The organism is Xanthomonas sp. NCPPB 1132 (assembly GCF_056629235.1).
In genome coordinates, this window is record NZ_CM152819.1 from 3,133,756 (window position 1) to 3,156,291 (window position 22,536).

Genomic DNA, 22,536 nt, shown 5'->3' on the forward strand with positions numbered 1-22,536 from the left:
GCCGATACAATGCGCGCCTTCCCTTGCCGCCCGCCGCCGCGCCATCGCCGCGGCCTTCGCCGATGACCGATCCGCTGTACACCCCGCCGCCGCTGCTGGCCGCGCACGGGCTCACGTTCGCCCGCGACGACGCCGCGGTGTTCGGTCCGCTGGACTTCCACCTGGATGCCGGCGAGGCGCTGCTGGTGCAGGGCGACAACGGCGCCGGCAAGACCACCCTGCTGCGGGTGCTGGTCGGCCTGCTGCGCGCCGAGGCCGGGCGCATCGAGATCGACGGCCACCCGGTGCGGCGCGGCGACCGCGCCCGCTTCATGGCCTACCTGGGCCACCTCGGCGCGCTGAAGGCCGACCTCAGCACCCTGGAGAACCTGCACTATCTGTGCGGGTTGCAGGGGCGCCGCGCCAAGCAGATGCCCGGCAGCGCCCTGGCCATCGTCGGCCTGGCCGGCTACGAGGACACCCTGGTACGGCAGTTGTCGGCCGGGCAGAAGAAGCGCCTGGCGCTGGCGCGGATGTGGCTGTCGCCGGCGCCGCTGTGGCTGCTCGACGAGCCCTACGCCAACCTCGACCTGGACGGCATCACCCTGGTCAACCGGATGATCGCCGCGCACCTGCGCAGCGGCGGCGCGGCCCTGGTCACCACCCATGGCGCCTACGCCGCTCCGCCCGTGCGCACGCGCATGCTGACCCTGAGCGGAGTCGCTGCATGAGCCTGGCCACGCCCGTTCCCTCGCTGTGGCAGGCCACCCGGGCGCTGCTGCTGCGCGACCTGCGCCTGCTGTGGCGGCGCCGCGGCGACGCGCTGCAGCCGGCGCTGTTCGCCCTGCTGATCGTGGCCCTGTTCGCGCTGGCGCTGGGCAACCAGCCGCGCCTGCTCGGCGAGGTGGCCGGTGCCGCGCTGTGGCTGGCGGTACTGCTGGCCGGCCTGCTGGCGCTGGACAGCCTGTTCCGCAGCGATGCCGAGGACGGTTCGCTGGAGCAATGGCTGCTGGCACCGGTGCCGCTGGCCTGGCTGGTGCTGGTGCGCGTGCTGCTGCACTGGGTCACCACCGCCTTGCCACTGATCGTGGCCGCGCCGCTGCTCGGCGAATTGCTGCACCTGCCGCATGACCGCATGCCGGTGCTGCTGGCATCGTTGGCGCTGGGGACCCCGCTGCTGAGCCTGCTCGGCGCGGTGGTCGCGGCGCTGACGGTGGGCATGAAGCGCGCCGGCATCCTGGTGGCGCTGCTGGCCTTGCCGCTGTACGTGCCGGTGCTGGTGTTCGGCGCCGGCAGCGTGGCGGCGGCGGCGCAGGGCCTGGACCCGGCCGGCGGCCTGCTGTTGCTGGCCGCGGGCCTGGTGGCGGGGCTGGTGCTGGCGCCATTGGCGGCGGCGGCGGCGATCCGCATCTCGCTGAGCTGAGCCATTGGCGCAGCGCGGGCGCGGCGGCGGACGTACCATGCAAGCGCAGTGCTCCCTCGCCGTTCCGTCGTTGTCGCATCGAAAGTTGTCGCATCGAAGCCCGCCTTCCGCCAGCTAGAATCGTCCGCATGGCCTCTCTCGTCCGCTGGTTCCACCAACTCGGTTCGCCACCGACCTTCGATCGCTTCGCGGCGCGCTGGACCCCGTGGTGCTACCTGGCGGCGCTGCTGCTGGCCGGCGTGGGCATCTGGCAGGCGCTGTTCGTGGTGCCGGCCGACCGCCTGCAGAGCGACGCCTTCCGCATCCTCTACATCCATGTACCCAGCGCCTGGATGAGCCTGTTCGTGTTCGGGCTGATGGCCGTGTACGCCGCCATCGCCCAGGTGTGGCGGATCAAGCTGTGCGAGATCCTGGCGATGGCCTGCGCGCCGATCGGCGCCGCCTTCACCCTGATCACCCTGCTGACCGGCAGCATCTGGGGCAAGCCGATGTGGGGCGCCTGGTGGGACTGGGACCCGCGCCTGACCACCGAACTGATCCTGCTGTTCCTGTACATCGGCGTGATGGGCCTGTACCTGGCCATCGAGGACCGGCGCACCGCCGCGCGCGCGGCCGGGCTGCTGGCCATCGTCGGCGTGGTGCTGCTGCCGGTGATCCGCTATTCGGTGGTGTGGTGGAACTCGCTGCACCAGGGCCAGACCATCCGCCTGTTCGGCCAGTCCAGCATGGACCCGAGCATGCTGCCGCCGCTGTGGCTGATGGTGGCCGCGACCAAGTTCTGGTTCGCCGGCTCGCTGCTGGCGCGCGCGCGCGCCGACAACCTGCGCCGCGAGGCCGGCAAGGACTGGGTGACGCAGCTGGCGGAGGCGCGCGGATGAACTACCTGCCGTATGTGGTCGGGGCCTATGCGGTGTTCGCCGGGGTGCTGCTGGTCGATTTCGTGCTGGCGCGGCTGCAGGTGCGCAACGCGCTGCGCGCGGCGCGCCTGCGCGCGCAACGCAAGCGCCAGGCCAAGGCCGAGCCGGCGCCGCCACTGGAGCTGAGCCGATGAACCCGCAGCGCAAGCGCCGCCTGCTGTGGCTGATGCTGCTGGTGCTGGCCGCCGGCCTGACCACCACCCTGGTGGCGATGGCGCTGCAGCGCAATGCCGCCTACCTGTACACCCCGGCCGAAGTGCTGGCCGGCAAGACCGGCGCGCACGCGCGCTTCCGCCTCGGCGGCATGGTCGAGAAGGGCTCGTTCCAGCGCGCGCCCGGTTCGCTGCAGTCGCACTTCCGGGTCACTGACGGCGATGCGCAACTGACCGTGCGCTACGACCGGATCCTGCCCGACCTGTTCCGCGAGGGCCAGGCGGTGGTGGCCACCGGCAGCATGCACGACGGCGTGTTCGTCGCCGAGGACGTGCTGGCCAAGCACGACGAGACCTACATGCCGAAGGAACTGGCGGACAAGATGGGCAGCGCGCATCGCAAGCACGACGTGGGGGCGATGCAGTGAGGGGCGGCGGGAACCGGGATTGGGAAATGGGGAATCGTCGAAGCAACAGCGCTGGCCCGATCGTTGGCACCACCAAGCAGCGGCGACGGAACCCCGGGGAGCAGTCTCGCGCCACGTGCATCCCGCAATCCGCTGCGCGTCCCGCCCTACCCGCTCGCGCGTTCCGCAAGCGCCATGCTGCCTGAGGTCGGTCAGCTCCTGCTGATCCTCGCCCTGCTCACCGCGGTGTTGCAGGCGGCGCTGCCGCTGGCCGGCGCGCAGCGCGGCGATGCGCGCTGGATGGGCGTGGCGCGGCCGGCCGCGTTCGCGCAACTGGCGCTGGTCGCCGGCGCCTTCGCGATCCTCACCCACGCCCTCGTGACCCAGGATTTCTCGGTGGCCTACGTCGCCGAGAACTCCAACTCGCTGCTGCCGCTGGTGTACCGCTACTCCGCGGTGTGGGGGGCGCACGAGGGCTCGCTGCTGCTGTGGACGCTGATCCTGGCGCTGTGGACCGGCGCGGTGGCGCTGTACTCGCGGCGCCTGCCGGCGCACGTCGTCGCGCGGGTGATCGGCACCCTGGCGCTGGTCAGCATCGGCTTCCTGGCGTTCCTGCTGTTCACCTCCAACCCGTTCGCGCGGCTGCTGCCGGCGCCGCTGGAAGGGCGCGATCTCAATCCGCTGCTGCAGGATCCCGGCCTGGTGATCCATCCGCCGCTGCTGTACGCCGGCTATGTCGGCTTCGCGGTGCCGTTCGCCTTCGCCATCGCCGCGCTGCTGGACGGCCAGGTGGATGCGCGCTGGCTGCGCTGGACGCGGCCGTGGACCAACGTGGCCTGGGGCTTTTTGACCATCGGCATCGCCCTCGGCAGCTGGTGGGCGTACTACGAACTGGGCTGGGGCGGCTGGTGGTTCTGGGACCCGGTGGAGAACGCCAGTTTCATGCCGTGGCTGGCCGGCGCGGCGCTGCTGCATTCGCAGGCGGTCACCGAGAAGCGCGGCAGCTTCGGCGCCTGGACCCTGCTGCTGGCGATCGCCGCATTCTCGCTATCGTTGCTGGGCACCTTCCTGGTGCGCTCGGGCGTGCTGACCAGCGTGCACTCGTTCGCCGCCGACCCCGCCCGCGGCCTGTTCATCCTGGTGTTCCTGAGCCTGCTGTGCGGCGGCGCGCTGCTGCTGTACGCGCTGCGCGGCGGCCGCGTGGCGGCGGCGGCCGACGAGGCGCGGCAACGCTTCGCCCCGGCCTCGCGCGAGACCCTGCTGCTGGCCAACAACCTGCTGCTGACCTGCGCCTGCGCGATGGTGCTGCTGGGCACGCTGTATCCGCTGCTGGCCGATGCGCTGGACCTGGGCAAGCTGTCGGTGGGGCCGCCCTACTTCGGCACCTTGTTCATCGTGCTGATGGCGCCGCTGGTGGCGCTGCTGCCGTTCGGTCCGCTGACCCGCTGGCAGCGCGAACAGGCGTCGCGGCCGCTGGCGCTGCTGGCGCCGTGGGCGGGCCTGGCGCTGCTGGCCGGGGCGATCGGCTTCTTCCTGGCGCCGCAGGGCGCGTGGAAGACCGCTGCCGGCGTCGCCGCCGCGACCTGGGTGCTGCTGGGCACCGCGCGCTTCGTGTGGAGCCGGCGCCAGCTCAAGGGCAGCCGCTTCACCGCTGAGATGCTGGGCATGACCCTGGCCCACGCCGGCATCGCGGTGTTCCTGGCCGGCGCGCTGCTGGTCGAGGCGCTGGAGCAGCAGCGCGAAGTGGCGCTGGCGCCGGGGCAGCACCTGGAGCTGGGCCGCTACCGCTTCGAACTGCAGGGCCTGGACCAGCGCAAGGGCCCCAACTACGTAGCCGAGCGCGCGCACGTGCAGGTGCTGCGCGACGATCGCCCGCTGGCGCTGCTGCACCCGGAAAAGCGCCTGTACGCCAGCGGCGGCCAGAACATGACCGAGGCCGGCATCCACCCCGGCCTGTTCGGCGATGTGTACGTCGCCCTCGGCGAGCCGCTGGGCGGCAACGCCTGGGCGATGCGCGTGCACGTCAAACCTTTCGTGCGCTGGATCTGGCTTGGCGCGGCGCTGATGGCGCTGGGCGGTTTCGTCACCGCCGCCGACCGGCGCTTCCGTCGTACCCCGGAGACCCCCTGATGTCCGCTCCCGCTCCACGTCGCCTGCCGCTGCCCGCCATCGTCCTGGGTGCGCTGTTCTTCCTCGGCCTGCTGGCGTTGATGGTGTATGCGGTGCAACGCTCCGGCAGCGCCGATCGCGACGCGCTGCCGTCGGCGCTGATCGGCAAGCCGGCACCGGTGTTCGCACTGCCGTTGCTGCACGATGCCTCGATCCGCGTGCGCAGCAGCGAGCTGCTCGGCGCGCCGTACGTGCTCAACGTGTGGGGCAGCTGGTGCCCGGCCTGCCGCGAGGAACACCCGGTGTTGACCCGCTTCGCGCTGAGCAAGCGCGTGCGGGTGATCGGCTACGACTGGAAGGACAGCCGCGAGGACGCGTTGCGATGGCTGGAGCAGTTGGGCAATCCGTTCCTGGCGGTGCTGTTCGATCCCGAGGGGCGCACCGCGATCGACTGGGGCGTGGCCGCGGCGCCGGAGACCTTCCTGGTCGATGCGCGCGGCGTGGTGCGCTGGAAGCACGCCGGCCCGCTGACCGATGCGATCATCCGCGACGAACTGCTGCCGGCACTGGAGCAGGCCGAGCGCGACGCCCCGCCGACGCGCGCCCAGGGCAAGGACACGCCATGAGCCAGCACCGCCGGCCTGCGCTGCGGCTGGGCCTGCTGGCGCTGCTGGCGTGGTCCACGCTGGCCGACGCCGAACCGGTGTCCGATCCGACGCCGCTGGCCTACCGCTCCGCCGCCGAGGAGGCGCGCTTCCATGCGCTGACCGCGGAACTGCGCTGCGTGCAATGCCAGAACCAGTCGCTGGCCGACTCGCACGCGCAGATCGCCATGGACCTGCGCCGCGAAGTGCTGGAGCTGATGCAACAGGGCAAGTCGGATGCGCAGATCAAGCAGTTCCTGGTCGATCGCTACGGCGAGTTCGTGCTGTACCGGCCGCAGCTGGAAGCGCGCACCTGGCTGCTGTGGTTCGGCCCCTTGCTGCTGCTGGCCGGCGGCGCCGTGGTGCTGATCCGGATGGTGCGGCGACGCGCGCCGGCGGCGACCGCGCTGCCGCTGCAGGACGAACAGGAATGGTGAGGCGATGCTGAGTTGGGGCATGTCGGCCGCGGCGGTGGCGCTGGCGGCGCTGGTGTTCGCGGTGGTGCTGTGGCCGCTGCGCAGCCGCGGCCGCAAGGGCGCGGTGCTGGCGGTGGCGATCCTGGCGCTGGGCGTGGCGACGGCGGCGCTGTATGCGCTGGTCGGCACGCCGCGTGCGCTGCAGGCGCAGAACCGCGAGGCACCACGCACGCTCGAGGACGGCGTGAAGCAATTGCAGGCGGCACTGGCGAAGGATCCCAACCGGGCCGACGGCTGGGCCTTGCTCGGCCGCAGCCAGATGTCGCTGGGCCACAACGCCGAGGCCGCGGCCGCATTCGCACGTGCGGTGCGCCTGGCGCCGGAGCAGGCGCCGCTGCTGATCGAAGCCGCCGAGGCGCGGGCGATTGCCAACCCGCAACGGCAGTTCGACGACCAGGCGCTGGCCTGGCTGCAGCACGCCCTGCAATTGGCGCCGGGCAGCGAACGCGGCGCCTGGTTCCTTGGCATCGCCCAGCGCCAACGCGGCCAGGACGCCGCCGCCGCAGCCACCTGGGAAGCGCTGTTGCCGCGCGTGGACGCGGCCACCGCCGCGGCGCTGCGGCCACAGATCGACGCCGCCCGTCTCGCGGCCGGCCTGCCCGCCCTGCCCGCTGCCGCAGCCACCACTGCGCAGGATGCGCAGGCGCCGGCGAGCACCAGCCTGACCGTGGCCGTGTCGCTGGACCCGGCGTTCGCAGCCCGCGTGCGCCTGCGCGGCGACGCCAGCGTGTTCGTGATCGCGCGCGTGCCGGGCGGCCCGCCGATGCCGGTGGCGGTGCAGAAGCATCCGCTGCAGGCGCTGCCGTTGCGGCTGACGCTGAGCGACGCGGACAGCCCGATGCCGACGCAGAAGCTCTCGCAACTCAAGCAGGTGCAGGTGGTCGCGCGGCTGTCGACCAGCGGCAACGCGATGCGCCAGGAGGGTGACGTGGAATCGGCGCCGGTGACGGTGAACCTGCCGGCGACCGCGCCGGTGGAATTGGTGATCGGCAAGCCATGACCACTGCGACCTCGTGCAGACGCGGTGGATGTCGACCGCCGCCAGAGGCGCCTCCCGCAACGGCGGGAGCATCGCGCAGGAGCGGCTTCAGCCGCGACGGCATTGCAGGTAACGCGCGTCGCGGCTGAAGCCGCTCCTGCGCGGCAAAAACGGCTCGTACAAGCCGGACCCGCGTCTGCGCAGCCAGCGGCGGCTATCGCCATCGGCATGCTCCATCTCGCACCACGCATACGCCGCATGCGCGATGGCGCGGCTAGAATCGGCGCATGACCGAATTCATCCCGCCCGGCAGCCGCTTCCTCGCCCTGCCCTCGCCGTTCCCGATGAAGCGTGGCGGCCAGTTGCACGGCGCGCGGGTCGCTTACGAAACCTGGGGCAAGCTGTCGGCCGCACGCGACAACGCGATCCTGATCGTCACCGGGCTGTCGCCCGACGCGCATGCCGCGGCCAATGCCGACGATCCCACGCCCGGCTGGTGGGAAGGCATGCTCGGCCCGGGCAAGCCGATCGACACGCAGCGCTGGTTCGTGATCTGCGTGAACTCGCTGGGCAGTTGCAAGGGCTCGACCGGCCCGGCCTCGGCGCATCCGGACGACGGCCAGCCGTATCGCCTGCGCTTCCCGGAGCTGTCGATCGAGGACGGTGCCGACGCCGCCGCGCAGGTGGTGCGGGCGCTGGGCATCGCGCAACTGGCCTGCGTGATCGGCAACTCGATGGGCGGCATGACCGCACTGGCGCTGCTGCACCGGCATCCCGGCCTGGCGCGCAGCCACATCAACATCTCGGGCAGCGCGCAGGCGCTGCCGTTCTCGATCGCGATCCGCTCGCTGCAGCGCGAGGCGATCCGGCTGGATCCGAACTGGAACGGCGGCGACTACGACGAGGCGACCTATCCCGAGTCGGGCATGCGCATGGCGCGCAAGCTCGGCGTGATCACCTACCGCTCGGCGCTGGAGTGGGACGGCCGCTTCGGCCGCGTGCGCCTGGATTCGGACCAGACCGACGACGATCCGTTCGGCCTGGAATTCCAGGTCGAGAGCTACCTCGAAGGCCATGCCCGCCGCTTCGTGCGCCGCTTCGATCCGAACTGCTATCTGTACCTGAGCCGCTCGATGGACTGGTTCGACCTGGCCGAACCTGCCGGCGGCGACGTGCTCGCAGGCATCGCCACGATCCGCATCGAGCGCGCCCTGGCGATCGGCGCCAACACCGACATCCTGTTCCCGGTGCAGCAGCAGCAACAGATCGCCGACGGCCTGCGCGCCGGTGGCGCACAGGCGCAGTTCCTGGGGCTGGATTCGCCGCAGGGGCACGATGCGTTCCTGGTGGATTTCGCGCGATTCGGACCGGCGGTGCGGGCGTTTCTGGACGCGCTGTAGCGGCTGCGCGCAGCTGCACGTCCGCCATGGCGCGCGGGTAATGACGCATTTCGCTCGTCGTGGCTGATCCCACGCAAGGGAACACGCCCTGCTCCTGCACGCGCAATGGTGCGGAAAGCCAGGGGCGTGCATCCCTGATTCCATCTCAGACCTCGGCCTGAAAGACGCCAGATGGCGCTGTAGGAGCGCTTCAGCCGCGACCGGCGTTCCCGGTCAGGCCGGGTCGCGGCTGAAGCCGCTCCTACAAAGCGCTGCGCAGTAGCGCTATGTTTCGACCTGCAGCCGCCCCTCCTGCAACCGATAACGCACATGCACCACGCCCTCGGGCAGCGCATCGTGGCTGATCAGCAGCAGGCTGCGCGGGCCCAACGCCTGCGCCAGGTCGCGCAGCAGCGCCTGCGCGGTGTCCACGTCCAGGCCTTCGGTGGGTTCGTCCAGCACCAGCAGCGGCGCCTCGCGCAGCAGGGCGCGGGCCAGGGCCAGGCGCCGGGCCTGGCCGGCGGACATGGTGGCGCCGTTTTCGCCGAGCCAGGCATCGAGGCCACCGACTTCGTGCAGCCAGGCGTCGAGCCGCACGTCGGCGAGCACGCGCTGCAGGCGCGCATCGTCGGCAGCGGGATCGCCCAGGCGCAGGTTGTCGCGCACGCTGCCGGCGAACACCGGCGCGCCCTGTGGCAGCCAGGCGATGCGGCGGTGCCACTGCGCCTCGGCGACCTCGCGCAGGTCCACGCCGGCGTAGCGGACGCTGCCCTGTTGCGGATCCCACAAGCGTAGCAGCAAGGCCGACAGGGTGGTCTTGCCGCTGCCGCTGTCGCCGGAGAGGGCGATGCGCTCGCCCGGCGCGATGCGCAGGGACACACCATCGAGCACGCGCCGGGTCTCGCCCGGCCAGGCGAAGACGATGTGGTCGAACTGCACTTCGCCCGTGGCCGGCAGCGCCTGCGGCTGCGCCGGGTCGAGCACCGGCGGCGCCTGCCCGGCGATCGCCTGCAGGCGCCGCGCGGCGACGCGGCCGGACTGCAGCGCCTGCCAGGCCAGGCCGGCGCCGGCCCAGACCTCGAGCAGGGCCACGGTCAGGAACACCAGGCCCGCCGCCTGTTCGGCGCTGATCGCATCGGCACGCGCCGCGCCCAGCGCCACCCACAGCATCGCCAGCAGGCCCAGCGCCGCGCACAGCGCGTGCAGCGCGTTGCCGCCGATCAACCGCTGCCGCTGGCGCCGGTCTTCGGCGCGCAGCACGTGCGCGCTGGCGTCCACGCGCGCGATCCAGGCGGCCTGCGCCTCGAGCGCGGCCAGGTCGGCGGCGCCTTCCAGGCCTTCGTAGGCCAGCGTGCGCAGAGCTTCGCGCTGCTGCGCGCGTGCGCGTTCGCGAGCTTCGCCGCCGCGCGCCACCACCCACGGCACGCCGACGCCGATCGCCAGCGCCAGCGCGGCCAGCACCAGCGCCGCCGGCCAGTGGATCGCCGCCGCCGCGGCGATGCCGATCGCGCCGACGCCGAGCAGCGCCACCAGCGGCGCCAGCGCGCGTACCACCAGGCCGTCGACTTCGCCGATGTCCGACATCAGCCGCGCCAGCAATTCGCCGGTGCGGCTGGCACCGAGCCGCGCCGGCGCCAGCGGCAGCGCGCGGCGGAAGAACCACACGCGCAGGTCGCGCGCAATGCGCAGGGTGGCGTCGTGCCCGACCAGCTTTTCGCCGTAGCGCGAGGCGATGCGGGCGAAGGTCAGTGCGCGGATGCCCGCCGAGGGCGAGAAGAAATTGAACCCACTGCCCATGCCGACCGCGCCGGCCAGCGCTGCGGCGGTGAGGAAGCCGCCGGACAGGCCGAGCAGCCCGACTCCGGCCAGCATCGTGCACAGCACCAGCAGTGCGGTCAGCAGCAGCCGGCCGAGATGGCGGCCGAACACGCCGCGCAGGGTGTCGCGAGTGCCGCCGCTCATGACAGCGTCTCCTGCGTCGCGGTGGACGCGTCGCGTGCCGGCAACCGCAGCACCGCATCGGCCCAGCGCATCGCCGCTTCGCTGTGGGTGGCGACGATCACGCTGCGGCCGCGGGCGAACTCCGCCAGCGTGTGCAGCAGGTCCGCTTCGGTGTCCGCATCCAGGAACGCGGTCGGTTCGTCGAGCAACAGCAGTTCCGGATCGCGCAGCAACAGCCGGGCCAGGCCGATACGGCGCGCTTCGCCGCCGGACAGGCCGAAACCGCGCTCACCGATCGGCGTGTCCAGGCCCTGCGGCAGACGTGCGGCGAAACGCAGCACCTGCGCCGCCTCGGCCGCCGCGCGCACCTGCGCATCGCTGGCCTGCGGATCGGCCAGGCGCAGGTTGTCGGCGATGCTGCCGTGGAACAGATACGGCCGCTGCCCCGCGTAGCCGATGCGCAGCCCTGCGCGCACCTGCAAGGCGCCCGCACGCGGCGGCAACCACCCCGCCAACGCTTCCAGCAGCGTGCTCTTGCCGCTGCCGCTGGGCCCGACCAGGGCCAGGCGCTGACCGGCGTGCAAGTCGAAGCTCAGCTCCTGCACCGCATCGCAGCGCGCGCCCAGCGGGCGCAGGTGCAGCGCGCGTGCACGCAGCAATGGCTCGGTACGCGCTGCAGCCGCTGCGGGCACGGAAAACGTCGCTGCAGTGGTATCGGTCTCGATGGGCGTCATGGCGGCAACATCGCTCGGTACGGCCACGCCCGGGTCGCGCGCGACCGGCGCATCCACATCCTGTGGCAGGCCTTCCAGCAGGCGCTCCACCTCCGCCGCCGCGGCCAGCGCATTGGCGCGGTCGTGGTAATGCGCGGCCAGGCGCCGCAGCGGCGCGTAGAACTCGGGCGCCAGCAGCAGGCAGAACACGCCGGTGCCCAGGGTCGGCAAGCTGGCGTGCAGGGCGATCATGCCGAGGTAGCTCAGGCCCAGGTATAGCGCGACGATGGCGACGCTGACCGAAGCGAAGAACTCCAGCACGGTGGACGACAGGAACGCGATGCGCAGCACTTTCAGCGTGCGCTCGCGCACGCCTTCGGCGGCGGCGGCAATGCCGCGCAGTTCGTCCTCGCCACGCCCGTACAGGCGCAACAGGCCCAGGCCCTTGAGGCGGTCGGCGAAGTGTCCGCCCATCCGCGCCAGTTCGCGCAGCTGGCGGCGGCCGGCGGCCTCGGCGCCCCAGCCCACCAGCATCATGAAGATCGGCACCAGTGGTGCGGTGAACAACAGGATCAGGCCGACCACCCAGTCGCTCCACGCCACGGCCAGCACGATCAGCAGCGGCACCACGCTCACTTCCCAGCGCGCAGGCCGGTAGCCGGCGTAGTAACCGTCCAGCGCATCGCCATGCGCCAGCAGCAGCTCGCCCAGTTCGCCGTTGCGCTGCCCGCGCAGCCACAGCGGCCCGCGCTGCAGCAGTTGCCGGTACACGCGCCGACGCAGCGCGAGTTTGGCCGCATCGGCGACATCGCCGGCGGCGCGCTGCGCGGCGGCGCCGAGCCCGGCGCGCAGGACCAGCATCAGCGCCAGCAGGCCGAAGGCCGGCAGCGCCTGCGCCAGCTCGCGCCGCTCGACCAGCAGCGCCTGCACCAGCCAGGCGATGGCGCCGGCCTGCACGATCAGCAGCGCGCCGGACACGCTGATCGCCGCCGCGGCCAGGCGCTGGCGGCCACGCGCCGCCGCGGCCAGGGCCTCCAGCCAACGCATGCGCTGCTGCCGCTGCTGCGGCGTGTCGGCGGGCAGTGCGGCGGACGGCTCGGCGGAATCGGTCAAAACGGGCTCGGCGCGGCGAACGAAGCCGCCAGTTTAGCGGGGAAGGCGCTTCCGGGCCGGAACCACCGTGGCCGCCACGATGCCGGGCACGCCGGTTTCGCACATTGATCTGAATCAAGGTCGAACGCGCCGGCGCGGCGGAAGATCGCCTCCAATCTCCCGCCACTCGGCCACCCAGATGCACATTTTCCACGAGGTAGCACAGCCATGATCGACACCACTGTCGTAGAGCTGTCGCGGCTGCAGTTCGCCATGACCGCGATGTACCACTTCCTGTTCGTCCCGCTCACCCTGGGCCTGTCCTTCATGATCGCGATCATGGAGAGCGTGTACGTCATGACCCGCAAGGACGTGTGGCGGCGCATGACCCTGTTCTGGGGCGTGCTGTTCGGCATCAACTTTGCGATGGGCGTGGCCACCGGCATCGTGATGGAGTTCCAGTTCGGCATGAACTGGTCCTACTACAGCCACTACGTCGGCGACATCTTCGGCGCGCCGCTGGCGATCGAAGGGCTGATGGCGTTCTTCCTGGAAGCGACCTTCATCGGCCTGTTCTTCTTCGGCTGGAGCAAGCTCACGCCGGTCAAGCACCTGATGGTGACCTGGCTGATGGCGCTGGGCACCAACCTGTCGGCGGTGTGGATCCTGATCGCCAACGGCTGGATGCAGAACCCGACCGGCGCGGTGTTCAACCCGGACACCATGCGCATGGAAGTGGTCGACTTCATGGCGGTGGTGTTCAACCCGGTGGCGCAGGCCAAGTTCGTGCACACGGTCAGCGCCGGCTACGTGACCGGCGCGGTGTTCGTGATGTCGATCAGCGCGCTGTACCTGCTGCGCGGCAAGCACCGCGACATCGCCCGGCGCTCGTTCGCGGTGGCCGCCGCGTTCGGCCTGGCCTCCTCGCTGTCGGTGGTGGTGCTGGGCGACGAGAGCGGCTACGCCGCCAACGAACACCAGAAGATGAAGCTGGCCGCGATCGAGGCGATGTGGGAAACCGAGCAGGCGCCGGCCGACTTCACCGCCTTCGGCATCCCCAATCAGGCCACCGGCAAGAACGACTACGCGATCAAGGTGCCGTACCTGATGGGCCTGATCGCCACGCGCTCGCTGCACACGCCGGTGCCGGGCATCCTGGAGCTGGTCAAGCGCGCCGAGCACCGCGTGCGCGGCGGGCAGATCGCCTACGGCGCGCTGCAACGGCTCAAGGCCAACCGCAACGACGCCGAGGCGCGCGCGGTGTTCGATCGCCACTGGCAGGACCTGGGCCACGGCCTGCTGCTCAAGCGCTACCGCGAGGACATCCTCAACGCCACCCCGGAGGAGATCGCCAAGGCCGCGCTGGACACCGTGCCGCGCGTACTGCCGCTGTTCTGGACGTTCCGGGTGATGGCCGGCCTGGGCTTCTACCTGATCGCGTTCTTCGCCGCGGCGCTGTGGTTCTCGTGCAAGCACAACTTCGAAGACAAGCGCTGGTTCCTGAAGCTGGCGCTGTGGACCCTGCCGACGCCGTGGATCGCGATCGAGTGCGGCTGGTTCGTCGCCGAGTACGGCCGCCAGCCGTGGGCGGTGGAAGGCGTGCTGCCGACCTTCTATGCCGCCTCCGGACTGGCCCTGCACGACATTCTGATCACCCTCGCCGGCTTCGTGGCGATCTACACTACGCTGCTGATCATCGAGATCAAGCTGATGCTCAAGGCGATCCGCAAGGGGCCGGACGACCTGCCTGCCCTGCTGCAACCCGCCCCGCGTCCCGTCACCCCGATCGCCGCACCTGCGGCCGCCGGCCACCTCTGATTCCGGCAGGAGACACACCATGGACTTCATTGCATTGGACTACACCACGCTGCGCGTGATCTGGTGGCTGCTGCTGGGCATCCTGCTGATCGGCTTCGCGGTGATGGACGGATTCGACCTGGGCGTCGGCGCGCTGCTGCCGTTCGTGGCCAAAACCGACGCCGAACGCCGGCTGGTGGTCAACACCATCGGCCCGGTCTGGGAGGGCAACCAGGTCTGGTTGATCCTGGGCGGCGGCGCGATCTTCGCTGCTTTCCCGCCGCTGTACGCGGTCAGCTTCTCCGGCTTCTACCTGGCCATGTTCGTGATCCTGTTCGCGCTGATCCTGCGCCCGGTCGGGTTCAAGTTCCGCGGCAAGCTGCCCGGCCAGCGCTGGCGAAACGGCTGGGACTGGGCGCTGTTCCTCGGCGGCTTCATCCCGGCGCTGATCATGGGCGTGGCGGTGGGCAACGTGCTGCTGGGCGTGCCGTTCCACTTCGACGACACCCTGCGGGTGTTCTACACCGGCAGCTTCTTCGGCCTGCTGATGCCGTTCGCCCTGCTCGCCGGCCTGCTCAGCGTGAGCATGCTGGTGGCGCACGGCGCGGCGATGCTGGTGCTGAAGACCGACGGCCCGGTGGCCGAGCGCGCGGCGCGCTACGGCAGCGTCGCCGCCCTGGTGGCCTGTGCGCTGTTCGCCGGCGCCGGGGTGTGGGTGGCCACCGGCCTGCCCGGCTACGCGGTCACCTCGCAGGTGGTCACCGACGGCGCCACCAACCCGCTGCTGAAGACCGCCGTGCTCGGCAAGGTCGGCGGCTGGATGCACAACTACCAGACCATGCCGCTGACCGCCCTGGCCCCGGCCGCCGGCCTGCTCGGCCTGCTGCTCAGCGCGGTGCTGCTGCGCAAGCGCCGCGGCGGCCTGGCCTTCATCGCCTCCGGTGCGGCCATCGCCGGCATCATCCTGACCGTGGGCTTTGCGATCTTCCCGTTCCTGCTGCCGTCCTCCAGCCAGCCGGGCTCCAGCCTGACCGTGTGGGACGCCTCCAGCAGCCACCTGACCCTGTGGATCATGCTGCTGGCCACCGTGCTGTTCCTGCCCATCATCCTCGGCTACACCACCTGGGTGTACCGCGTGCTGAAGGGCAAGGTCACCGCCGCCTCCCTGGACGACAACCCCAACGCGTACTGACGCGCCCGCAAGGAGAAACGATCATGTGGTACTTCGCCTGGATACTCGGTGTGGGCCTGGCCTCCACCGCCGCCATCCTCAACGGCATGTGGTTCGAGGCGCGCGAGCGCAACGCGGCGGATGCCGCGGACGCGGCCGCCGCGGGGGACTGAAATTTTTTTGCAAAGGCGCTTGCCGAATGCGGAAGACCTCCGTATCATGTGCGGCTCCTTCGGGGTGTAGCTCAGTCTGGTAGAGCGCTACGTTCGGGACGTAGAGGTCGCAGGTTCGAATCCTGTCTCCCCGACCAGTTTCAAGGTCACAAGAAGCCTGGAAAACCAGAGTTTTCCGGGTTTTTTTGTGTCCGCAATCCGGTCTCGCGACGGCGTGGCGTCGCCCCCGCATTGCTGCGGCGTGCATGGTCTCTTGCGGCGGCGCCGCGGATCGGTCGGCATGACGGCGAACATCGGCACCGCACCGATCCCGGTGATGCACATCAGTGTCCATCGTGGGAACCGCTGCTCGCATTCCGCCCCCTGTCTCGGCATTGCGTCAGCGGCCCGAGCGCATCACGCGCCCGCCCTCCCGACGCGTCAGAAGGACACTTCCATGCCCGGCAAAACCATCCACACCCTGATTACCTGGATTCCGGATTCCGCCAACGATGGAGAACGCGAGGCGAAACGCCTCCATGCCAGATTCGCGGCCTATTCGAACGTGATCGACGGCCGCAAGCTCACCAGTAGCGCACTGGACGGCTACATGAGTCTGATTGTGGTCGGCCACCGCAGCGAACTGCTCAAGAGCGGCGTGCTGGGCAGCCTGACCACGCTGGTGCGTGGCTCGCAGTGCCCCTGGGTGGTGCTGGCGAACTGCGCCAGCGGCACCGCGACGCAACAGGGCACGCTCGGCGATAACGAACTGTGGGAGCCGGCCCAGAAACTCGCCAATGACCTGAAGATCCGGGTCTCCGGTACCACGCGCGCGCTGACCTTCGACGAGGTCGGCCAGGGAACGGCCTTTGCGCTTGCCCTCGGCGAAGTGCTGATCCGCTCCAATCCGCCCGGCACGAACGGACTCTGGAAGGACTTCCACCCGCAGGACGGCATCGAGCAAATCACGCAAGGCTTGCGCAACCTGTAAACGCCCCGGCGATACCCCGCACCGCGTGGCGCCACCACGATCCCGCGCACGACGCGCGGGATCGGGAACTGGCTCACTCCACCGGCAAACTGATGTAGCTCGCCTGCTGCGGCGTGTGCCAGATCCGCTGCGTCGCCTTCTGGTAATCGCCCGGCTTGGCGAAGTAGATGTTCGGCACGTAGGTCTGCGGGTTGCGGTCGTACAGCGGGAACAGCGTGGACTGCACCTGCACCATGATCCGGTGGCCGCGCTCGAAGGTGTGGTTGGCGGTGGGCAGGCCGAAGCGGTAGGCCAGCGGCTGGTTCGGGGTCAGCGGTGCCGGATGCTCGAAGCTTTCGCGGTAGCGGCCGCGGAAGATCGCCAGCGACACCGGCAGCTCGTAGCCGCCCAGCTTCGGCTCGGATGCCATCTGGTCCGGGTACACGTCGATCAGCTTCACCACCCAGTCGCTGTCGCTGCCGCTGGTGGAGGCCTGCAGGTGCACCTGCGGCGCGCCGGCGATGCGCAGCGGCGTCTGCAGCGGTTCGCTGACGAAGGTCAGCACGTCCGGGCGGCCGTCGACGAAGCGCTGGTCGTGCACCAGCCAGGTGGTCCACATGTCGCGGTCGCCGAACACCACCGGGCGCGGCACGAACGGCACCGGCTTGGCCGGGTCGGACACGTACTCGGTGTACTCGCCCTGCCCGGCCTTGGGCGCCTCGAACGAGACGCGGCCGCCGGCCTCCAGGTACAGCGGCTTGCTCTGCGCCGGGCAGCCCTGCGCGCAGCTCAGCGGCCAGCGCTGCAGGCGGTCCCAGTGGTTGGCGCCGGTGTCGTAGATCAGCACCGGCGGCGTGTCGGCCTTGGGCGCGCCATCGACCAGGTACTGGTCGAAGAACGGCTTGAGCACGTCGCGACGGAACTGCAGCGCGGTGTCGCCGTCGAACTGCAGGGCGCCCAGCGAGGCACCCTCGTAGTTCACCTGGCTGTGCCGCCACGGCCCCATCACCAGGTAGTTCTTGTCGTTGCCGGTGTCGCGCGGCTCCATCGCCTCGTAGCTGTGGATCGCGCCCCACATGTCTTCCTGGTCCCACAGCCCCTGCAGCCACATCGTCGGCACCTTCAGCGGAGTGCGCGCCATCACCTTGTCCAGCGCCTGCTCCTGCCAGAACGCATCGTAGGCCGGGTGCTCGGTGAGCTTGCGCCACCACGGCAGCTGCTCCAGCCCGGCGGCCTTGGCATAGTCGCCGGCCGAGCCGGCGCGCAGGAAGTTGCTGTAGTCGTCGTAGCCCTGGCGCGGGATGCCCTCACCCTTGCCGCGCCGGGTCATCTGCCCGGTGAAGTAGTCCAGGTTGACCTGGCGGAAGGCGCCGTAGTTGAGCCAGTCGTCGCCCATCCAGCCGTCGATCATCGGGCTCTCCGGCGCGGCCACCTTCAGCGCCGGATGCGGATCGGCCAGCGCCATCACCACGGTGAAGCCCTCGTAGGACGAACCGATCATGCCGACCTTGCCGTTGGATTCGGGCACGTGCTTGACCAGCCAGTCGATGGTGTCCCAGGCGTCGGTGGCGTGGTCGACCTTGGTCGGGTTGAGCGGCCCGCGCAGCGGTCGGGTCACCACATAGTCGCCCTCCGAGCCGTACTTGCCGCGGATGTCCTGGAACACGCGGATGTAGCCGCCGTCGACGAACACCTCGTCGCCCTGCGGCAGCAGATCGCGCATGTGCGGCGAGGCCAGCCGGCTGGCGCGGCCGCTGGCGTCGTAGGGCGTACGGGTCAGCAGCATCGGCGCGCCGTGCGCGCCCTTGGGCAGCACGATCACGGTGTGCAGCTTGACCCCGTCGCGCATCGGGATCATCACCTCGCGCTTGACGTAGTCGTTGGCCGCCGTCGGCGCGACGAACGGCTTGCCGGTGATGTCCGGGGTCATCGGCGCGGTCTGCGCGTGGGCGGCCGTGGCCAGCACGGTGGCGACGACGGTGGCGAGCAAACGGGTGGCGATGGGGCGCATGAAACCTCCGGGCAGTCAGACCCCGACTGTAGGCGCAACCGCGGCCCGGGCGGAAGTGTCGCCGAGCGGCGGTGTCCGCACGCCGTCGCCGTGCGGCTGCATCCAGGACAGGACGTGGAGGGATCGGAGCGCGCAACGGCCAGGCGGCCGCCAAGGTTGCGCGCGCTTGCGGCCGCGCCGCACGCCATCGGCGCAAACGCACCGGACCCTGCACGCAACGCCTTCCCTGCAACACGCACGGCAGGTACAACGGTGCTTCTGCCCATCGCCGCGGCCGCGCGTGGGGCGCCGTCGAGACCCGCCCGATGACCAGCTCCGATCACCCGCCTGGTAATGCCGGTCGCCGCGCCTTCCTGAAGCAAGGCGGCGCCCTGGCCGCCATGCTGCCGTTGCTCGGCCTGCCGGCGTTCGGCCGCGCACTGGCCGCGCCGTTGCGCCCGGCCAGCTCGCCGCTGGTGCCGCCGGCCCAGGCGCTGCGGATGCGGTACGCCAACGTCGCGAGCGAGGCGGAGGTGTTGCGGCAAGGTCTGCCGATCGGCAACGGCCGGCTCGGCGCCCTGGTCGGCGGCGCGCCCGATCGCGACGTCCTGTACCTTTCCGATGCCAGCCTGTGGACAGGGGGGCGCAACGACACGCTCGACGCGCAGGGCCAGTTCGACTACGAGAAGGACAGCTTCGGCAGCTTCGTGATGCTCGCCAGGCTGTATCTGGAACTGGACGGCCATGCGCCAACGCAACTGCGCGACTACACGCGCGAGCTGGACCTGAGCAACGGCTGCGTGCACGTGCGCTACGCGCTGGGCGCCGCGCAGTTCACCCGCACCGTCTTCGCCAGCCACCCCGACGACGCCATCGTGATCCACCTGGAGCAGCGCGGAGGCGGTCTGCACAGCGGCCGGCTGCGCCTGGTCAGCGCACACGATGCGCCCGTGCACGGCGATGCGGACGGGGGACTTGGCTGTTCCGGCGCACTGGCCAACGGCCTGCGCCACGGGGCGCATGTGCGGCTGATCGCCTCCGACGGCAGCGTGGAACTGCAGGGCGATACGCTGCATTTCCGTGACTGCCGCGCGCTGCGCATCGTGATCTGCGGCGGCAGCAACTACGTGCCCGATCTGGCCAGGAACTACCGCGATCCGGCGCTGGATCCGCAGGCGCTGGCCAGGCAGCGGTGTGCGGCGGCGGCGCAACTACCACCCGAGACGCTGCTGTACACGCACGTGGCCGACCACCGCGCCCTGTTCGACACCATGCAGGTGGCGTTGGGCCGCTCCAGCCCGGCGCAGCGCCGGCTCGCCATCGCCGAGCGACTGCAGGCGCGCGCCGCGGCGGACACGCCCGACCCGGAACTGGAAGCGCTGTACCTGCAGTTCGGCCGCTACCTGACCATCGCCGCCTCGCGCGACGCGCTGCCTATCAATCTGCAGGGGCTATGGCTGGAGAACAACGATCCGCCGTGGATGAGCGATTACCACAGCGACGTCAATGTGCAGATGAACTATTGGCTGACCGACGCGGCCGGGCTGGGGCCGTGCTTCGACGCCCTCGCCCGCTACTGTCTGGCGCAGTTGCCATCGTGGACGCAGATCACCCAGGCGCACTTCAACGACCCGCGCAACCGCTTCCGCAACACCTCCGGCAAAGTCGCCGGCTGGGCCGTGGCGTTCTCGACCAATCCGTTCGGCGGCTGCGGCTGGTCCTGGCATCCGGCCGGCAACGCCTGGCTGTGCGACAGCCTGTTTCAGCACTACGAATACAGCCAGGACCGCGCCTACCTGCAACGGATCCATCCGCTGCTCAAGGGCGCCTGCGAGTTCTGGCAGGCCCGGCTGATCGAACTGGAGGTCCTGGATGCCGACGGATCCCGGCAGACGCGCCTGGTCGACGACCACGACTGGTCGCCCGAACACGGCCCCGAGGACGCGCGCGGCATCGCCTATGCGCAGGAGCTGGTGTGGAATCTGTTCGGGCAGTATTGCCAGGCCTGCGCGCTGCTCGATGTCGATGCGGCGCATGCCGCGACCATCGCCGGACTGCGGCAGCGCCTGTACCTGCCGCAGATCAGCCCGCGCAGCGGGCAATTGCAGGAATGGATGTCGCCGGACGACCTGGGCGAGGCGCACCACCGCCACCTGTCGCCGCTGATGGGCCTGTATCCGGGCCATCGCCTGCATCCCGACCTGGCCCCGCCCGCGCAGGTTGCCGCCGCGCGCGCGCTGCTGGAGGCACGCGGCATGCACAGCTTCGGCTGGGCCTGCGCCTGGCGCGCGCTGTGCTGGGCGCGGCTGGGCGAGGCCGAGCGCGCCTATGCGCTGGTGGCGACCAACCTCAAACCGTCGATCGTGCACAGCAACGGCACCGCGCCGAACTTCTTCGACATCTACGACCTCAGCCAGCACGGCGACCCCACGCTGGGCGGCGTGTTCCAGATCGACGCCAACTTCGGCACGCCCACCGCGATGCTGGAAATGCTGCTGTATTCGCGGCCCGGCCACATCGCGCTGTTGCCGGCCCTGCCCAAGGCCTGGGCCGCACGCGGCAAGGTCAGCGGCATCGGCGCGCGCGGCGGCTTCGTGGTGGACCTGGCATGGCGCGACGGCAAGGCGACGCGGATCGTGCTGCGCAGCGTCGGCGGCACGCGTACCGAACTCGTCTTCAACGGCACGCGGCGCACGCTGGAGCTGGCACCCGGCGAACGTTTGCGGGTGCTGTGAGCGTCGAGACGACGACAGGCTTCGTAGGAGCGGCTTCAGCCGCGACGGGCGTTACCGGGAAGGCGCGTCGCGGCTGAAGCCGCTCCTACATAAAGCTGCCGCCATCGAAAGCGGCAGCGAACCTCAGTGCCGCACCTGCCCCTCGCCGCGCACCACGAAGCGCTCCACGGTCAGCGCTTCCAGGCCCATCGGGCCGTAGGCGTGCAGGCGCGTGGTGGAGATGCCGATCTCCGCGCCCAGGCCCAGTTCGCCGCCGTCGGAGAAGCGCGAGGAGGCGTTGACCATCACCACCGCCGCGCGCAGCGCCTGCACGAACGCCTCCGCGTTGGCCGCATCGGCGGTGGCGATGACTTCGGTATGGTCCGAGCCATAGCGGCGGATGTGCGCGATCGCCGCGTCCAGGTCGGGCACCACCGCAACCGCCAGGATCAGGTCCAGATACTCGGCGGCGTAGTCGTCGTCGCTGGCGGGGTCGATGTCCGGCAGCACGGCGCGGGTGGCGGCATCGCCGCGCAGGGCGACACCGCGTGCGCGCAGCGCCTGTGCGGCCAGCGGCAGGAAGCGCGCGGCCACGTCGGCGTGCACCAGCAGCGTTTCCAGCGAATTGCAGGCGGCCGGCCGCGTGGTCTTGCCGTCGACCAGCAGCTTCACCGCCAGGCCCAGGTCCGCCGAGGCGTCGACGAACAGATGGCACACGCCCTTGTATTGCTTGATCACCGGCACCCGCGCGTGTTCGGCGACGAAACGGATCAGGCCTTCGCCGCCGCGCGGGATCGCCAGGTCGACGATGTCGTGGAGCTGCAGCAGTTCCAGCATGGTCTCGCGACGCAGATCCTCCACCAGGGTCAACGCGGCCTCGCCGATGCCGGCCTCGCGCAAGGCACGGCGTAGCGCCGCGGCGATGGCGGTGTTGGAATGGATCGCCTCGGAGCCGCCGCGCAGGATCACCCCGTTGCCGGCCTTGATGCACAGCGCCGCGGCGTCGGCGGTGACGTTGGGGCGCGCCTCGTAGATCATCGCCACCACGCCCAGCGGCACGCGGATCTTCTGCACGCGGATGCCGTTGGGGCGCACGTCGTCGCGGGTGACCTGTCCCACCGGGTCGGGCAGGCCCGCCACCTCGCGCAGCGCCGTGGCGATGCCGTCTAGCCGTTTGCGGTCCAGCGCCAGCCGATCGAGCATCGCGCTGCCGACGTCCTTGGCCCGCGCCGCCTCCAGATCGCGCGCATTGGCGGCGAGGATCGCTTCGGCATCCGCCTCCAGCGCCGCCGCCATCGCCTCCAGCAGCGCCTGTTTGGCCGGCGACGACAACTGCGCCAGCGCTTGCGCGGCATCGCGGCAGTGCAGGGCCTGGGTGCGGATGGAGGTCATTGGGCGGCTCCGGTGGATTCGGGATTCGGGATTCGGGATTCGGGATTCGGGATTCGAAAAGGCTACGCGCGGCGCCGGGAAATCAGAAGCGGCGAGTGCGAGGCGCGATGCAGGTGCCGGCCTTGCGCCGCCTTCGTGG

At 70.7% G+C, this 22,536-nt stretch carries 19 protein-coding genes and 1 tRNA gene; 16 read left to right on the forward strand and 4 right to left on the reverse strand.

What is annotated here, in order from left to right; genetic code table 11:
* The first annotated feature begins 62 nt into the window (after positions 1 to 62).
* From ccmA to metX, 10 genes are all read left to right on the forward strand, one after another.
* Positions 63 to 710, forward strand: a complete 648-nt coding sequence (gene ccmA / locus AC1G9L_RS13375; protein ID WP_010343781.1) for a heme ABC exporter ATP-binding protein CcmA — start codon at positions 63 to 65, stop codon at positions 708 to 710.
* Positions 707 to 1,402 (forward strand): heme exporter protein CcmB, encoded by a 696-nt coding sequence (ccmB, locus tag AC1G9L_RS13380; RefSeq protein ID WP_017907306.1) that lies wholly within the window; start codon positions 707 to 709, stop codon positions 1,400 to 1,402. The genes ccmA and ccmB overlap by 4 nt, the downstream gene beginning before the upstream one ends.
* 128 nt (positions 1,403 to 1,530) lie before the next feature.
* Positions 1,531 to 2,280 carry a heme ABC transporter permease CcmC gene (gene ccmC / locus AC1G9L_RS13385; RefSeq protein ID WP_010343777.1) on the forward strand — a complete coding sequence of 250 codons (750 nt, stop codon included), beginning with the start codon at positions 1,531 to 1,533 and terminating at the stop codon, positions 2,278 to 2,280.
* Positions 2,277 to 2,453: a heme exporter protein CcmD gene (locus AC1G9L_RS13390; protein ID WP_019800949.1), complete on the forward strand. Its 177-nt coding sequence runs from the start codon at positions 2,277 to 2,279 to the stop codon at positions 2,451 to 2,453. Before ccmC ends, AC1G9L_RS13390 begins: the two co-directional genes overlap by 4 nt.
* Positions 2,450 to 2,899 carry a cytochrome c maturation protein CcmE gene (gene ccmE, locus AC1G9L_RS13395; RefSeq protein WP_010343775.1) on the forward strand — a complete coding sequence of 150 codons (450 nt, stop codon included), beginning with the start codon at positions 2,450 to 2,452 and terminating at the stop codon, positions 2,897 to 2,899. The genes AC1G9L_RS13390 and ccmE overlap by 4 nt, the downstream gene beginning before the upstream one ends.
* Positions 2,900 to 3,073: 174 nt before the next feature.
* Positions 3,074 to 5,008, forward strand: coding sequence for a heme lyase CcmF/NrfE family subunit (locus tag AC1G9L_RS13400; protein WP_481069291.1), 1,935 nt, complete (start codon positions 3,074 to 3,076; stop codon positions 5,006 to 5,008).
* Entirely contained in the window at positions 5,008 to 5,613 is a 606-nt protein-coding gene (locus AC1G9L_RS13405; protein WP_019802033.1) for a DsbE family thiol:disulfide interchange protein, read from the forward strand. The genes AC1G9L_RS13400 and AC1G9L_RS13405 overlap by 1 nt, the downstream gene beginning before the upstream one ends.
* On the forward strand, positions 5,610 to 6,068 hold the full coding sequence (locus AC1G9L_RS13410) for a cytochrome c-type biogenesis protein (protein ID WP_481069292.1): 459 nt from the start codon (positions 5,610 to 5,612) through the stop codon (positions 6,066 to 6,068). Before AC1G9L_RS13405 ends, AC1G9L_RS13410 begins: the two co-directional genes overlap by 4 nt.
* 4 nt (positions 6,069 to 6,072) lie before the next feature.
* Positions 6,073 to 7,107, forward strand: coding sequence for a tetratricopeptide repeat protein (locus AC1G9L_RS13415; protein WP_481069293.1), 1,035 nt, complete (start codon positions 6,073 to 6,075; stop codon positions 7,105 to 7,107).
* Positions 7,108 to 7,373: 266 nt separating this feature from the next.
* Complete coding sequence (gene metX / locus AC1G9L_RS13420) at positions 7,374 to 8,486, forward strand: homoserine O-acetyltransferase MetX (RefSeq protein WP_019800761.1); 1,113 nt, start codon at positions 7,374 to 7,376, stop codon at positions 8,484 to 8,486.
* A gap of 264 nt (positions 8,487 to 8,750) precedes the next feature.
* Here metX and cydC read toward each other — a convergent pair whose 3' ends face one another.
* A complete protein-coding gene (gene cydC / locus AC1G9L_RS13425) occupies positions 8,751 to 10,427 on the reverse strand; it encodes a thiol reductant ABC exporter subunit CydC (RefSeq protein WP_481069294.1) in 1,677 nt (558 codons plus the stop codon).
* Entirely contained in the window at positions 10,424 to 12,166 is a 1,743-nt protein-coding gene (cydD, locus tag AC1G9L_RS13430) for a thiol reductant ABC exporter subunit CydD (RefSeq protein ID WP_481071134.1), read from the reverse strand. The genes cydC and cydD overlap by 4 nt, the downstream gene beginning before the upstream one ends.
* Positions 12,167 to 12,439: 273 nt before the next feature.
* Here cydD and AC1G9L_RS13435 point away from each other — a divergent pair, with 273 nt between their 5' ends.
* The 5 genes from AC1G9L_RS13435 (at position 12,440) to AC1G9L_RS13455 (ending at position 16,322) form a co-directional block, all read left to right on the forward strand.
* Positions 12,440 to 14,029 carry a cytochrome ubiquinol oxidase subunit I gene (locus AC1G9L_RS13435; RefSeq protein WP_019801400.1) on the forward strand — a complete coding sequence of 530 codons (1,590 nt, stop codon included), beginning with the start codon at positions 12,440 to 12,442 and terminating at the stop codon, positions 14,027 to 14,029.
* Positions 14,030 to 14,048: 19 nt separating this feature from the next.
* A complete protein-coding gene (cydB, locus tag AC1G9L_RS13440) occupies positions 14,049 to 15,200 on the forward strand; it encodes a cytochrome d ubiquinol oxidase subunit II (protein ID WP_481069295.1) in 1,152 nt (383 codons plus the stop codon).
* 23 nt (positions 15,201 to 15,223) lie between these two features.
* Entirely contained in the window at positions 15,224 to 15,352 is a 129-nt protein-coding gene (cydX, locus tag AC1G9L_RS13445) for a cytochrome bd-I oxidase subunit CydX (RefSeq protein WP_010343450.1), read from the forward strand.
* A 60-nt stretch (positions 15,353 to 15,412) separates the two neighbouring features.
* A tRNA-Pro gene (locus AC1G9L_RS13450) sits at positions 15,413 to 15,489 on the forward strand.
* A gap of 143 nt (positions 15,490 to 15,632) precedes the next feature.
* The gene (locus AC1G9L_RS13455) at positions 15,633 to 16,322 is read left to right on the forward strand and encodes a hypothetical protein (protein WP_481069296.1); all 690 of its coding nucleotides are present in this window, start codon (positions 15,633 to 15,635) and stop codon (positions 16,320 to 16,322) included.
* A 73-nt stretch (positions 16,323 to 16,395) separates the two neighbouring features.
* Here the strand turns inward: AC1G9L_RS13455 and AC1G9L_RS13460 are convergent, their stop codons facing one another.
* Positions 16,396 to 18,312, reverse strand: coding sequence for a CocE/NonD family hydrolase (locus AC1G9L_RS13460; RefSeq protein WP_019801404.1), 1,917 nt, complete (start codon positions 18,310 to 18,312; stop codon positions 16,396 to 16,398).
* Between the two features lie 305 nt (positions 18,313 to 18,617).
* Here AC1G9L_RS13460 and AC1G9L_RS13465 point away from each other — a divergent pair, with 305 nt between their 5' ends.
* Complete coding sequence (locus tag AC1G9L_RS13465) at positions 18,618 to 21,026, forward strand: glycosyl hydrolase family 95 catalytic domain-containing protein (protein ID WP_481069297.1); 2,409 nt, start codon at positions 18,618 to 18,620, stop codon at positions 21,024 to 21,026.
* 123 nt (positions 21,027 to 21,149) lie between these two features.
* Here the strand turns inward: AC1G9L_RS13465 and AC1G9L_RS13470 are convergent, their stop codons facing one another.
* Positions 21,150 to 22,397: a glutamate-5-semialdehyde dehydrogenase gene (locus tag AC1G9L_RS13470; RefSeq protein ID WP_019800465.1), complete on the reverse strand. Its 1,248-nt coding sequence runs from the start codon at positions 22,395 to 22,397 to the stop codon at positions 21,150 to 21,152.
* Positions 22,398 to 22,536: the final 139 nt, after the last annotated feature.

Bases quoted from the DNA above. Each gene is read 5' to 3' on its own strand.
- AC1G9L_RS13410 (WP_481069292.1), top strand. From the start codon at position 5,610: ATGAGCCAGCACCGCCGGCCTGCGCTGCGGCTGGGCCTGCTGGCGCTG.
- ccmA (WP_010343781.1), top strand. From the start codon at position 63: ATGACCGATCCGCTGTACACCCCGCCGCCGCTGCTGGCCGCGCACGGG.
- AC1G9L_RS13415 (WP_481069293.1), top strand. From the start codon at position 6,073: ATGCTGAGTTGGGGCATGTCGGCCGCGGCGGTGGCGCTGGCGGCGCTG.
- AC1G9L_RS13455 (WP_481069296.1), top strand. From the start codon at position 15,633: ATGACGGCGAACATCGGCACCGCACCGATCCCGGTGATGCACATCAGT.
- AC1G9L_RS13400 (WP_481069291.1), top strand. From the start codon at position 3,074: ATGCTGCCTGAGGTCGGTCAGCTCCTGCTGATCCTCGCCCTGCTCACC.
- AC1G9L_RS13435 (WP_019801400.1), top strand. From the start codon at position 12,440: ATGATCGACACCACTGTCGTAGAGCTGTCGCGGCTGCAGTTCGCCATG.
- ccmB (WP_017907306.1), top strand. From the start codon at position 707: ATGAGCCTGGCCACGCCCGTTCCCTCGCTGTGGCAGGCCACCCGGGCG.
- cydC (WP_481069294.1), bottom strand. From the start codon at position 10,427: ATGAGCGGCGGCACTCGCGACACCCTGCGCGGCGTGTTCGGCCGCCAT.
- AC1G9L_RS13460 (WP_019801404.1), bottom strand. From the start codon at position 18,312: ATGCGCCCCATCGCCACCCGTTTGCTCGCCACCGTCGTCGCCACCGTG.
- AC1G9L_RS13405 (WP_019802033.1), top strand. From the start codon at position 5,008: ATGTCCGCTCCCGCTCCACGTCGCCTGCCGCTGCCCGCCATCGTCCTG.
- metX (WP_019800761.1), top strand. From the start codon at position 7,374: ATGACCGAATTCATCCCGCCCGGCAGCCGCTTCCTCGCCCTGCCCTCG.
- ccmC (WP_010343777.1), top strand. From the start codon at position 1,531: ATGGCCTCTCTCGTCCGCTGGTTCCACCAACTCGGTTCGCCACCGACC.
- cydB (WP_481069295.1), top strand. From the start codon at position 14,049: ATGGACTTCATTGCATTGGACTACACCACGCTGCGCGTGATCTGGTGG.
- AC1G9L_RS13465 (WP_481069297.1), top strand. From the start codon at position 18,618: ATGACCAGCTCCGATCACCCGCCTGGTAATGCCGGTCGCCGCGCCTTC.
- AC1G9L_RS13390 (WP_019800949.1), top strand. From the start codon at position 2,277: ATGAACTACCTGCCGTATGTGGTCGGGGCCTATGCGGTGTTCGCCGGG.
- cydX (WP_010343450.1), top strand. From the start codon at position 15,224: ATGTGGTACTTCGCCTGGATACTCGGTGTGGGCCTGGCCTCCACCGCC.
- ccmE (WP_010343775.1), top strand. From the start codon at position 2,450: ATGAACCCGCAGCGCAAGCGCCGCCTGCTGTGGCTGATGCTGCTGGTG.
- cydD (WP_481071134.1), bottom strand. From the start codon at position 12,166: ATGCGTTGGCTGGAGGCCCTGGCCGCGGCGGCGCGTGGCCGCCAGCGC.
- AC1G9L_RS13470 (WP_019800465.1), bottom strand. From the start codon at position 22,397: ATGACCTCCATCCGCACCCAGGCCCTGCACTGCCGCGATGCCGCGCAA.